Source organism: Erwinia sp. JH02 (assembly GCF_013074405.1).
Classification (GTDB): Bacteria; Pseudomonadota; Gammaproteobacteria; order Enterobacterales; family Enterobacteriaceae; genus Erwinia; species Erwinia rhapontici.
On sequence record NZ_JABANZ010000017.1, the window covers coordinates 1 to 13,424 of the forward strand.

Sequence of the window (13,424 nt, forward strand, 5' to 3'; positions counted from 1 at the left end):
GACAGCTCAACGAAAGGCCGAGAAAAACGCTAGATTATGAATCACCCGCAGAACGGTTCAATAAGTGTGTTGCGTCCATCAGTTGAACTCACAGCACAAAGCGGTCCGTCATCCCTGCTTATGATACAGGCTTAGCGTAGGATATTTTCGGTTTTCCAAGGGTACCCCCTAAATTCTGACCGTCACTGATGCGCTTAAGCGCATGAAGGCGACAGATGCAGTCTTATGGAACTCGTTGGGTAAGGGTCGCCGGTAGCGCGGCGCAGCCTGTTCCTGAATGCCGCGTTAGCGGCATGGAGGCGCCAGAAATTGTTAAGGACTACTCTGATGCCCTCGGGCGCCGTAAGCCCGGCGGAGCCGGTTACAGGCACAATGGTGGCAAAAATCCAACCCATCCCTGCCAGACGCTTTTAAGCAGCGTCCTTTCAGCGCCGAAGAAGTTAACTGGTCGAAGACAAAAGATAGCTACAGCGACACCTCTTAAAGCGATCTAAATCATAGTTACAACACCCAACTCTAAAGCCACACAGTTCCGGGCCTCTGGCCCGGGGCGGCGGGGCTTTGCAGTGGGTACCCGGATGCCTGGTGTGTGTGCGCTGTTGAGGTTTGCACTGACATTACCGGTTCAGACATTGACTGTTGTAACTAATACTTTTGGCTTCTTCTGCCCCGGCTTGCCGGGGAGCTACTTCTGAAGATGATCGGCGGGAAACTGTCGCTTCTTTAATGACGCAGGAATATGCCCTGAACGAAGTGAAGGGAGCTACCCCGAAGCCATGCGAAGCAGGCTCAGGGTACTCTTTCTTTAGAAAGCATGTTTTGTTCAGAAGTAACGTTCGGAATTAACGATATCCCGTCAGTGATTTTCGAAGTTAACGGCTCACACGACCGTGCTGCTGGCAACTGTTCGAAGTTAACTGACTGCTTACTGTACTTTGCTGCCGGCGGTGGCCGTTTAACGGCGGGAAGCGTGGCCACGCATGCGGTCGGGGACGAATTTCAGGCGTGCGCGGGCCTGCCGGGCGCGGGAATGACCGTTCAGCGCCAGCACAGACACCGCGACGGGCGCGGTTATTTGAGGGGGGTGTGTATCAGAGGGTAACGCCGGCGCGCTCCAGCAGCAGGCGGTAATACTTCTCGGTGTCGGTCACGTTCAGCTGCGGGAACTCGGCCTTAACGCCCTTTTCCAGCGTCATCTGCATGGCCATCGTCAGCGCACCGCTGGCAGTATGGCGGCGCCAGGCGCTCTGGTAACGGTCGGTGCCGTTACGCGGGCGCAGCTGCCGCAGCTTATCAGCACGTCCGTCCAGCGCGCGCTCAATGTCGGAGCTCACGCGCTGCTTCTCGGCGCGCAGCTCCGGGCTGACGACCCAGCGTTTGATCTGCTTCAGGCGGTTTTTCAGTGAGTGATGGCCATCGATATTGATGCCCAGACGGGCCATCTTCAGCTGGTGACGTTCGTACTTCTCGCGCATGGACTGCGCCACGCCCGAGGCTACCGCCCACTGGCGGTATTTGTGCAGGTACTGACGCACGTTTTCGACCGTCATGCCCCGCGAGGCGAAGAAGTTTTCGGTGAGGAAGATGCGCATCGGCTTGTTCTGACCAGAGTCCGTGTCGCGGTCGCGGTGTACGACGACGTAGTCCAACTGCTCCAGCACGCGCAGAGCGTTGAGCAGGACGTCATACGCCTTGCGGCCGCTCTCATAGACGTGAAGAACGCCCATCCGGCGCGCCATGTCTTCGACCGGAAGCATCACTTCAAACATGTATTCACTGTCAGGGCTGTAGTCGCAGTTGGCGGCCAGCACCAGGGAAAGTGCGGTCAGGGCCTCGCGGCTCTCTGAACGGGGGGTGATACGCATGGGTTTCGGGCGGAACGTTTTATCAAACATCCGCGAGTAAGGGGTGTAACCCTGACGGCGCAGCTCGGTCAGATCGGCGTTACGACACCAGTCGTGGCCACGGATGCAGGCCACCACTTTGGACGCCATGCCGCGCGGGGTTTTTTCATTAAACTGAGGCTGGTGATTGCGGTGCGTTTTGGCCTGCCCTTTGCGCTGACGATTGGACTCGCCGCGACGGGAAGGACGGTATGCACCCGCCGGTGCTGTAGCAGCCCCGGTCGGAGAAATCGTAAAGATGTGCTCAGACACAGCTCCCGGCACTTATGTTGCGCGGGGGGAGTTGACCTTTAAAAGGCATAAACCTATACTCCCTGCATAGAGCAACAAACTCTATACAGTTTTAGTGGACCCCGGTAATCTTCACGTCGCCAAACAGAAGAGATTATCGGGGTTTTTGCTTTTCAGATTCTGGAAAAAACGCTCTACAGAACCTATTCCCTGCCACCTTGCGGCGTGGCCCACCAGATATTATTAGTCTTAGAGCAATCTAGCACTCATCCTTCTTACATACAAGAAAGTAACTGAATCACCATTACATTAGACTACTTTTTAGCCTTTTCGTCTTCAATCCATTTCTCGATCATGCCAGCCTGGGTCATCCCCGAATCTTTGCATAGCTGAAGCAGGACTTCTTTGTACTCATTCCGGATGAAGACATTCACTTCTTTGTGCGTTTCTTTCTTTCGTGACACCGACATACGTTTCTTTTCAGCAGGGGATAAGGCATTCCCCTTACGGTATGGGCGCTTGTCCTGCGATGAGGAAGTATCCGCGTTTACAACTCGTGGCATTTCAGCCTCCCCATAATAAAAAATGGATCATCGACTGAGAATACTACAACTTCCTGAAATCAGCGACTTACTTTATACAACGGCGTGACCGGCGTTGGCGCGCCCGTCACGTCAGTAAAGTAAGAGTGGAGTTTTGAGAGGTTAATTTGCGGGAGACCAGTCGGTTCCCATGTCCCAGCGACTCTGCCAGTGCACAAGGTACTGTTGTGCAACCGAAGGCATGTCCTTCAGCAGCAGCGCGTTCTCAGAGTTATCCCGGGCTGCCGACCTGCTGAAGTTATAGCTGCCCGTTTCCACATTCCGCCCGTCGGTAACGATCGTCTTGTCATGCATGATTCTGAAAGCGCTCACCGTCCTTACCGGAATACCCGCACTGGCCAGTAACGCCATCGCTGCCTGACCGGAACGGTTATCGTTGCCTTTTGCATCGAGCACCACCTTCACATCTACGCCCCGGCGCTTTGCTGCCATCAGGGCTTTCACGACTTCGGGTGCCGTGAACGAGTATCCCATCAGCCGGATGCTCTCCCGGGCGTCATTAATCGTGCTGATGACAAGCTGCTCCGCGCTGCCTTCGGGGGAAAAACCCACGCTCACCGACGGCACAGCCATCACTGGCGCAGCGCTCAGTAACAGCGACGCGCTGACGATCGCCGCGCACAGCGTTTGAACTCTCTTCATCATATGTGTTCTCGTTTACGGCCCTGACCGGGCCGGACGGGCTGAGGCGTACCGCAGCGAAGCGAGGAACGAACAGTCCGCCCGGTAAGGGCAGGATGGGGTCAGTGTTTACCCGACGCGCGTTCGATGGCGTCCTGCAACTGCTGCACCGGAACGGCACCGCCCAGCACGGTCGTGTTCTCCGTCATGGCCCCGGACAGTGGCATGATGATAAAGCCGGGCGTCCCGGTGAGCCCGATGGCCTGCGCCAGTCCGTCGTTGCGTTCCGTAATCACCTGCGCAGACACCGTCACTGGATCTGAGGGAGCGAAGCCGGCGGCGGTGCTGACCTGGTCAATGTCAGCCTGCGTGAGTTTGCCTTCGTCGTGACCCGTGGCGTAAATGCCGTTGTGATACGCCATGTAGGCCTGCGCCCCCTTCTGCTTCCAGACCTGCAGCCCGCGCTCTGCCGCCGTTTTCGACGTTTCCCAGCGACCGGCAAAGATTGGCCAGTCTTTAAAGATGTACTTCACGTCAGGGCGGGCTTTCATCACCTGTTCAACCACCGGTGCCATCCGGCTGCAGTACACGCACTGATAATCGAAGAACTCAATGACCGCCACGCGCGCATCCGCCGGACCGACGGAGGGTACGTCCGGATCCGTTGTCAGCGGCCCCTGCAGCTTCACCGCCGCCGTGCGCATCGAGAGCGACAGCCTGTCGGCCTGCTGCGCCTGCAGCTTCTGGCTGACCTGCAGCAGTATTTCCGGGTGGGCCAGCAGGTAATCACCGGCAATTTTGCCAATGTCCGCCTGCTGTTGGGGGGTAAAACCGTCATTCGTAGCGGGGGCAGCGTGTGTCTCCGCACCCGCAGACGCGGCGCAGCACAGCAGGGCGGCCGTCATGGCCACCTTCAGTAAGGTCTGTTTCAAAGGGGGTTCCTCAGCGCACGTGGCGCCACAGTGATTTGGGTATTTTGTCAAACAATCGTCCGGCGACCAGTTCAGCCCGCCGGTGGTCGGCGGCCGCGTTAAACGCATAAAGCGCGTCGCCCTCAAGCATATGGTTCTGGTGTTCTGCCACTTTCTCCAGCGTCTCGGCACGGGTGCAGCGCCTGAGCCGGAATATCCACTCCTGTTTCGTCATAGACTCACCTGTTTTCATGAACTTACCGTTCTTTCTGTACAGGATTTTTTAGGCCGTGGTCAAGATCCTGACGTTCCATCTCCCGCCCGCGTTCAGGTGCTGGCGGGAGGCTAAGTTCCTGCCGGCGTTCCAGGTCGCGTGACACCGCATCGAGCGCCTGCGGGCTGACTCTGATGTCGTGTTGTTTCTCAGACGGCCTGAGCGTCTGCTGTAGCTCGTCCTGCAGCTCGCGAATGACCGATGCCGGTATGCCGCCAGCGCTCTCCGCTCCGTCTCCCTTCGGCAGCACAATGTCTGGAATGTCAGGACGCAGCGTCTCCATTGCGGATTTGAGCGATACGGTTGCTGATGTATCGTCATTCAGCGCCCCTAGGACGTGACGTACGGCGGCTGACAGGTCTGGTGGGTTCCGTGATGCCAGTTCAAGATCAGCTGGCAAAGCAGATCCACTCTGCAGGCTGTCCCTGACCTGCTGAAGAATAAAGGTATCAAGAACCTCGCGTTTATCCGCTGCCAGCCCGGTAATGTCCGGCAACTGTCCGGAGCGCTCCAGCTCCGATGCAACGCTCCTGACCAGGGCCTGGATATCTGCGGTGCGGTCCGGCTGCGGCACCTGCCCCTTGCTCATCTTCAGCATCTGCGCAGAAGGTGCCTCATCCCCCGTCTGCCAGACCACCCCGGATTTCGGATTATCCCGGGCCACCGTCAGCGCCTCCTGCAGCGTGGCCACCACCCGGGTTTCCCCGTTGCGGCTGAGCTGCACCACCGCACCCTGTGCACGTTCCGTCGTCACCATCCTCACCTCCCCGGTCAGCTTAACGTCACCCTTCGTGTTCAGAGGTTGCATGGCCAGCCCCGCCGTTTTGCCGTTACCGTCATACACCGGTACGGCAAGATGCAGCTCAGGATAGCGCCGGGTCGACGGAATGATACGCGCCGTCAGCGCCCCCTGCGTCAGCCCTTCCGCTTTTGCCCAGGTACGCCCGGCTGCCGTTTTACGCAGCGGCTGCCCCATTGCCCAGATACCTTTTGCCTGCTGCCGTTCCTTTTCCGGTGCCAGCGCGTCATGGGCAGTTTTGAGGTCACCATCCCCCTGCTTCAGCGTCTTCAGCCAGTCATCAACGCCGTCCGTCCAGATCTGAACGTGCTCTTTCGCACGCGACACGCTGATGTAGAACGCCCGCATCCCGCTCATACGCTCACGTGAACCTTCCGTACCCTCCAGTGCAATAACGTAGTCGCTGCTGGCACCCTGAGCGCCGTATCCGGTTACCGCCCAGGCGTAGTCGATATGGCGATCGGCCAGCGTGTCCTCCGGGCGCAGGGTTTTCACCTCCGTGGCGTTGCGCAGGGTCAGGGTGCCGTCGGCCCCGACTTTTTCAACGCGATACTGTTCATGCGCGCTGTGTCCCGCCGCCTTCTGCGTTTTGTTAAACCGCAGGCTGTCCCCCTCCCGCACCCCGAGCGACTGACGCTCAAAAACTTCAATTCCGGTGGCGTTCAGCTCTGCCGGCGAAAACCAGCGCGTGCGTCCGTCCTCATCGCGCAGGATGACCTTATCTGTCCCCCGGTCGACGGCCATCACCGTCAGGTAACGGTCGTTTTCCAGCACCACCTGTCCCGCTTTCCAGTCGGCAATACGGCTGAAATCGTGACGGCCACCGCCGATACGGGCCAGCACCGGAACGGTGACCTCCAGACTGCCCAGCTCCCCGCGCTGCGCCAGCGCCTCGTGAATACCGGCGTTAACGGCCTGACGGTCGGCGTTCAGCTGGGTGATGATCAGGGTTTTCTCCCGGGCCTCCGGCGTCCGGCTGACCCAGTCATTAACAATCCCCTCCACCGGAGTTTTACTCTCCATCACTGAATGCGCTGGGGCAGTCGCGCCGTCCTCACGCATCACGACGTCGGGACTGACGCGGTTGATTTGTTCCAGCGCCGTGGCCGCCCGGTTATCGATAACGCTGTAGACCGCTGACTTCAGGTCTTCATTACGCTGGCGAACAATCTCCTTCATGATGGCCACGTCAGCCGGGCTGCGCTCCTGCTGCAGCCGGAATGCTTCGCCGCTTTCCGGCGACGTCAGCTGTGCGATGTCTCCGACCGTCACCGCCCGGCCGTCACCGGCGGTGATAGCACGGTAAGCGGCAGCGGTGTCCTGGTTACCCAGCATCGAGGCCTCATCGATGAGGAACAGCGTGTTGCCGAACCGGACATCTTCGCCTGCCGCCGTCCGCTGCTGCCAGTCCAGCACGAACGATTTCATCGTCTGCGCCTCAATGCCCGCATCACGCATCTCTTTCACCGCGCGATGCGTGGGCGCCAGGCCAATGATCACAGGCCGCTGGTCTTCAGGCAGCGTCTCCGTGGCTGACTTCACCGCCCGGAACTGCGTGGTTTTCCCCGTACCCGCATACCCCTGGACCAGGGTGAAACGGTCATCGCTTTCCAGCACCATGCGCGTGGCCGACTGCTGTCCGGCGGTCAGTCCGGCCAGCACCGACGGGTCCACCTGGCTGAGGAGCGGGACAACCGCCCCTTTCCCGTCGCTGATATCCCGCAGGATGGACTTCTCCATTTCCCAGGTCGCTCTGGCCACATAGGTGGCATCGCTGCCGCCCCGGATGGCCAGCAGGTCGCCGTTCTTCACCTGGCGGGTAATTTCCTCACTCAGCGCAGGCACTGCGTCGTTAAACGTCATCGCCGCCTTCAGCAGACTGGTTCGCGTAAAGGCCACCTGTGACATCTGCTCAACCGCCCGGCTCACCGCTTTCTGTGCATCATTCATCAGGGCATCGTTGAGCGCCCTGATACCGCCGTCAGGGGTCGCCTCTCCGCTGGCCTTTTGCACCAGCGTCAGCGGCGAACTGCCCGGACGCATGCGTGACAGCCGATCCTCTGCGCGGTTCTGCGCCTCTCCGGTGAAGATTTCCGCCTGGTCACCGGACTGGGCCAGCGCATTCAGCGTGCCGGCGTTCAGCTCCCTGCTGTTCAGGCTGGCCAGCACGATGCCCTTTTCATTGTCCCGGCTGCCGGGGGCGGCCACCCAGCCGTGGGTAACGTACAGCGGTTGCCCCGCCTGGAGGGTGATGGCCCGGCTGCTTCCCTCGCGCACCACGGTGAGTTTGCCGTCACCGATCGCGGTGACCGTCATACGGTCGCGGGCTTTCAGGCCGTTGCCCTTATCGCCCGCCAGGGCAAACAGCTGTTCGCCTTTCGCCACGCTGATGTCCTCCGTGGTGAAGGCCCGCCAGTCGCCCGTCAGGGCACTCATTTTCACGCGGGACAGCACGCCATCTCCGTCCACCAGGGAGAGCATGCGGGTGTCGGGATGGACCTGGTCGATGGTGTAGTGCTTCGTTTCATTCTTCTCAGTACGATCTTCCAGCACCATTCCCGCGCGATACGACCCGGCCAGTTTGCGCGTTTTGCTGTCCAGGTAGACCGGCGTGCGGGACTCAACCGTAATGCCGTCCCTGTCCAGCTTGCCGGCGTTCTGCAGGGCATCGCGGATAATTCCGGTCAGCTGCTTCTGCTCGCGCAGCCCCACCACCACGGCGGTGACCGGCGTGTCCGGACCGCTGAGGTCGGCAAAGCGTTCGGCCAGCGCCCGGTAGCGTTCGCGCTTGTCGCTGATGCTGATCACGCGCGCTTCCATACCCGGTGCAGGCTCAGTCAGTGCATGGCGCTCAACGCCCGCCGACTCCAGCACTGAAATCGCGCTGCCGTTGGCCTGACGCCCGGCGCTGTCCAGAAACAGCAGCTGCACCTGTTTCTCATGGGCCTCACCGGTCAGGACCAGCATCTCCTTCAGGCCAAGCCGCTCCGCCCCTTCCACGATCAGCGTGCTGTGGGGGACCAGTGAAAACGTTGCGTCCTTAATACCGCTGCGTGACAGCAGCCTGTCCTGCAGCTGCGGTGATTTGGCCATCGTCAGCCGGCGTTCGGCCGAGCTGGTCAGCACCTGCACTTCACGCCCGCGTTCAAGTGACATTGTCACCAGATCCTCCGCCACTTCCCGCAGCAGGCCGACTGACGCAGGGGCATTCAGGATGGCCACGGGCGCATGTTCGATACCGGCCAGACGCGCCGGAACCTCTTTCCCGGTCGTGCGAAAATCAACAACCCGGCCGTCCTTCACCAGCCCGCCCGCCAGCTGCTGCACGGAGAGTTCATCGAGCAGGTGGATACGGGAGGTAAACACCCCTTTTTCACGGTCGAGCGGCACCAGCTGGTTGTCGCGGATAGCTTCATCAATCGCACTGCGCAGCGCCTGCGTGTCCTTCACGCCGGGGCCGGTTTCATGGGCGGTCATCAGCAGGTCACCGTAGGTGAACCGCGTACGCGAGTCGCTCAGAACCGAGATAGCTTCACGCACCGACTGCAGCGCATCGGCGGCCACAGGCTCTGACTGCTCACGCACCGGCGGGGCCTGAACTGACGCCTGGAATTCTTTAAGATCAAAGCCCAGTCCGTGGATCTGGCTGTTCCAGCGCTCCAGCAGCCGGCTACGTCCGGCCTCGGTCCGTTCGCCCGGGGTCATTTCCTGCGCCTGTTCTGCGGGCGCTGCTTCAGTGACCGGCCTGGACGGTGTTTTGTCCGCATCGCCCCCCACCGGCACCTCACGTTCAGGGACGTCCTTTGCCGGTTCACGGGCGGGTCGGGTCGGATCGCCTGCGCCGGCAGGTTCGTTCTTCACAGGCTCAGTGCGTTCTTCCGCCGTCAGAAAGTCGGTGGGCACGAGAATCCGCCGATCGTCGTCCCGTGTCGCTTCAGATGCCTGACGCGGTCCGGGTTCACCCGGCTCATAAAATTCCGGGGCGCGTTTCGCCTGGCGGGTGTCCAGGGCCGCCACGTCGCGGCTTTTCAGAGAAGCATCTTCGCCCACCGCGCTGGTCACCTCATGGTGGCGGGTGGAGAATGCTTCGAGCACCGTGTCGGGAATACCCTTGATTTCCCACATGCCGTGCGGATCGCCCGTCAGCGCCGTTTCAAACCCCATCCCTTCCACGCGATCCTTCAGCTGGTTGCGGTAGATTTTCCCGAACGTGGTCTGATGGCGGTAGATGGTCTCGATAAAGCCGGCTCCGTGAACGTAGTCGGTGGCCAGCGCCTTCCAGCTTCCCTCCAACTCCGTCACGTTGGCCAGCACGGCGTGGGTGTGGATCTGCGGATCAAGGTTGCGCGAGGTGTCGTGCGTAAACAGCGCCGCCACCATTTTTCCGGTGGGGACGATGGAGGTCACGCCGTCCTTCGTGTGCCGTGCGGAAACGTTCTGCTCAATGATGGCCAGCGTTTCTTTTACCGCCTCATGGTGCGCCTCAAGCAGGCGGCGGTCACCGCCGGCGAGGATCAGGAGCGACACGCTTTTGGGTGCCGAAAAGGTCAGGTCGTGTCCGGGACGGTGTACGTGATTGCCCTGCACCTCTTTGCCCAGTTCAACGCCGTTTGGCAGGCGGCCGTGCAGAAGGTCGGTGAACGCATCGAGGTCAACCGGGCCTTCCAGGCCCAGCTGCTTCGCGCCCTCGCCCAGCCACTGGCTTTCGAGGTCACCGAGAAAATAGTAGTTATCTTTGCTGCTGTAGTAGTCAGCCGCACCTGCGGCCGACGCCACGGGCGCCACGGTCATCATCGTTCAAAGTCTCCGGGTTCATGGTTTTCATGCTGCATGGCGCTGTAGGCTTCCCAGTCGTCTGCAGGGTGGTGGTGAAGGATGTTTTTTTCGTCGTCTGCCATCGACCGGTTGGCCTGAGAGGCATTCCGGTTGCCGTCACTTTTTTCACCGGGCTGTCCGGCTTTCTCCACGCCCGCCGCGCGCAGGTTGAGCGTGCCGTCAGCATCAATTTCGGCCTCCATCACCAGTTCCGGCGCTTCGCCTCCGCCCTGAGCGGACGCCTCATCAGCGTCCTGTGCATCTGCGTCAGGCTTCCTGCGACGGTGGAGGTTGAGGTAGTCGAGCGCGCTGGGTGGTGCCGGAGTGGCAGTTTTTTTCCGGGTTCCGACAGCTGCTGTCACCGCAGGGACAACCGGAGCTGCAGGAAGCGGTGGCGTCACGGGCTTTTCCGCAACGCTGACGGCCCTGTCGCTGACCGCCGGTGCTGCCGGTTTTGTTTCCACACCCGGCTTAACGTCGGTGTTCTTCTCAGAGAGCACTTCGGTCTTCGCCCGGGGAACCAGCGTCAGCACCGGTGCCAGCGCAGAGGCTGGGGTTTCCGGCACAGCAGGCGCTTTGTCCGCTTCAGCTACGGCCCGGACGACCTTCCCGGGGTCGGGTTGCGCCACCGTTTTTTCAGGGGCAGAGACAGGAACGTCAAAAGAAGTCCCTGTCTCTGCTGTTGTTGCGCCCTTTTTCTGTTCCGGCTGTTCCAGAATTTCGTCGCCCGTCAGGAACGAGATGCCGGCAGCCCGCGCACCCCGTTCGTTCTGCGTGATCATCTGTTCCAGCTGTGGGCTTAACGTGTCGCGGATGTTGCGTTCCATCAGCGCGGGGTGGTACTTACGCTGCTGGCGGTACTTCAGCTTCAGCTTCACCACCGGGAACTCCCCGGGCAGGCGTACGTAAAAGTTGAGGTTGAACAGGCGCATAATCTGCTCATAGTCCACCACCGGCTCCCGTACCTTGTCCTTGCTGATGGAGACCCCGTCACGCACCTGGTCCAGACCGTAGCTGTTCTGCTCACGCGCTTCGCGACGGCGCTGCGATCCCAAGTCTTCCTCCACGATTTTTGCCACTTCGGCGCTTGGATTACGTCCGTAGGCGCGGGTGTTCAGCAGGTCAAAGATGGTTTTAGCCATCTGCTGCCCGTAAATGGTGATCAGCTGCGGGATGTTCTGAATGCCGATGACAAAGCAGCCGCCGAACTTGCGGGCCTCGGCCAGCGTGCCGGCCAGCGCCGGAATTTTCTGCAGCGCGGCCAGTTCGTCCAGGATGAACCATACGCGGCGGTCAGAATTCTCTCCCATGCTCTGTAAATACAGCGTGGCCAGCGACAGCCACATCGAGATAAGCGGCCGGACGGCGGACCGGTGACGTGCAGACGTGGAGATAAACATCCAGCTGCTGTCGTACTTCTCGTCGGTCATCCACTCGCGGATGCTGAACTCAGGACGACCGTCCCGGTCAAGGCCCTGCAGGTAGCGCAGCGACTTGGCGTAGTTGGTGACGACGGAGCGGATGGAGATGGCGGTTTTTTCGATTTTCTCCTCGACCAGGTTGGCCGATGGCAGGTTCTTGAGGTATGCGCGCAGGTCCTTCAGCCCCATCGACATCAGCGTGGTGAGGAACTTTTCAATGCTGCGATCGGGGTCGGAGGCCATACGCATCGCGGTGTCGGCCGTGATGGTGCGCGCCGACGACACCCAGAACGGATCCGACTCTCCTTCCTCCGGCATCAGCCCCTCGGTCAGGTTGTCGTAGTCCACCGGGCTGGTGCATTCGCGCCACAGCACCCAGTTCGGGCAGCGTTCATCGTGCGGGTTCATCACCACGTCGCGCCGCTCGTCATAGTGGGTTTCGGTGAAGGTGCCGCCGGAGTCCCAGATGATGGCGCGATCGCCGCGCTTACGGATGTAGTCCAGCAGCCAGCGTATCAGCGTGGACTTGCCCACGCCGATGGTGCCGTGGATGAGAAAGTTCATCACCTCCGCGTGCTTCACCATGTGCAGGCCGCCAATCTGCAGATCCGACTTTTCTCCCATTTTCTTCAGCATGCGGTTCACGCTGGGGACGTCCTCGGTCAGGGTCATTCCGGAGATGTACTCGTCCTCGCTCTCCTTCCTGCCGATGCGGCCAACGTACCAGGCGATGAGACAGAACAGAGCGCTGCAGAAAATGGCGCTGCCGGTGGCGCACACCTTCAGGTTTACCCACAGGTTCGCCCCCATCTCCCGCATCCACGGGTCCGCAATCACCTGCGCCAGGGTCAGTTTTGCCTTACACAGCTGCGTGCCGTCGCCGCAGTGATACAGAATGTCCCAGGTCGCCGGGCTTGAGGGGTTCATCAGCGGGACCAGACTGGAGAACATCCGCCCCGTCCAGTGCCAGAAGCCGTTACGCAGCGTATCGTCCGGCGTGATGCCCCAGAAGATAAGGCCCGTCATCAGAACGAACAGCAGCAGGATCCAGTTGAAGATCCACTGGTTAACCTGCGCGAACATACGCAGGCGGTAGGCCGTCATCTGACCGCCCTGGGTGAGATTTTTAGGGGTGAAACTCATGAAAGACTCCGGCAAACGCGCAGGCGCAGCCCGCTCCCGTGAGGGTGCAGGCAGGGCGTCATCATTAAAGGGGGAGATGGGCAGGTCGCAGCCCGGTCAGAACGGAAGAAGCGTAAAGGTCAGGATGCCGTCATTCAGGCTTGTGTTCCGCCGCACGGGCGATGTCCTGGCGACAGACCGCCAGCACGCCGGCGATGACAAGCGCGGTGCTGGCCAGAACCGCTCCGGCGGCCAGTACGGTCAGCGTCAGCAAAAGGACGGGAACGCCAGACTGGGGAAGATTTTCTGCGGAGTGAATGGCAAGGTCGTAAGTAAAGAGCGAGCTTGTGCTCATGATGAATTTTATCAGTGTAATACCGTGGAACCAGAGCACGAAGGCACTCCAGACAAAGAACAGGGTGAACCAGGCAATCAGGGTACGTACCGCACCGTTAATCTGCAGCATAAAAATCCTTACGGAAGAAGGTTATCAAAGACGCAACGCCCGCCGCAGTCCGGACGGGTTATCCGTCAGGGCGAGGAGGCGTCATATCACAGGAGGTAAAGCAGGCACGGTCACTCCGCCGCAGGGGCAGAACGCGATGAATTATCAGTCAGTGGATTCAGGATTCAGTAAACGGGAGGCAGGAAAGGTGTTGTCCGGAGAGCGTATTGTTCTCAATGGCAATCCCTGCCTCCTGGTTACTGCCCGGCACGCCAGGCA

8 protein-coding genes are annotated in these 13,424 nt (G+C 60.3%); all 8 read right to left on the minus strand.

Annotated elements, in window-relative coordinates; all coding sequences use genetic code 11:
* Positions 1-1,091: 1,091 nt before the first annotated feature.
* Entirely contained in the window at positions 1,092-2,156 is a 1,065-nt protein-coding gene (locus HHI26_RS23835; protein ID WP_171149819.1) for a Replication protein, read from the minus strand.
* A gap of 293 nt (positions 2,157-2,449) precedes the next feature.
* A complete protein-coding gene (locus HHI26_RS23840; protein WP_171149820.1) occupies positions 2,450-2,698 on the minus strand; it encodes a replication regulatory protein RepA in 249 nt (82 codons plus the stop codon).
* A 141-nt stretch (positions 2,699-2,839) separates the two neighbouring features.
* Entirely contained in the window at positions 2,840-3,382 is a 543-nt protein-coding gene (locus HHI26_RS23845; RefSeq protein ID WP_205945732.1) for a phospholipase D family protein, read from the minus strand.
* A 98-nt stretch (positions 3,383-3,480) separates the two neighbouring features.
* A complete protein-coding gene (locus HHI26_RS23850) occupies positions 3,481-4,290 on the minus strand; it encodes a DsbA family protein (RefSeq protein WP_171149821.1) in 810 nt (269 codons plus the stop codon).
* A 10-nt stretch (positions 4,291-4,300) separates the two neighbouring features.
* On the minus strand, positions 4,301-4,504 hold the full coding sequence (locus HHI26_RS23855) for an Hha/YmoA family nucleoid-associated regulatory protein (protein WP_171149822.1): 204 nt from the start codon (positions 4,502-4,504) through the stop codon (positions 4,301-4,303).
* A 22-nt stretch (positions 4,505-4,526) separates the two neighbouring features.
* On the minus strand, positions 4,527-10,136 hold the full coding sequence (gene mobF, locus HHI26_RS23860) for a MobF family relaxase (protein WP_171149823.1): 5,610 nt from the start codon (positions 10,134-10,136) through the stop codon (positions 4,527-4,529).
* Entirely contained in the window at positions 10,133-12,721 is a 2,589-nt protein-coding gene (gene traD, locus HHI26_RS23865) for a type IV conjugative transfer system coupling protein TraD (protein WP_171149824.1), read from the minus strand. The genes mobF and traD overlap by 4 nt, the downstream gene beginning before the upstream one ends.
* 130 nt (positions 12,722-12,851) lie before the next feature.
* Entirely contained in the window at positions 12,852-13,166 is a 315-nt protein-coding gene (locus HHI26_RS23870; RefSeq protein ID WP_205945734.1) for a hypothetical protein, read from the minus strand.
* Between the last annotated feature and the right edge of the window lie 258 nt (positions 13,167-13,424).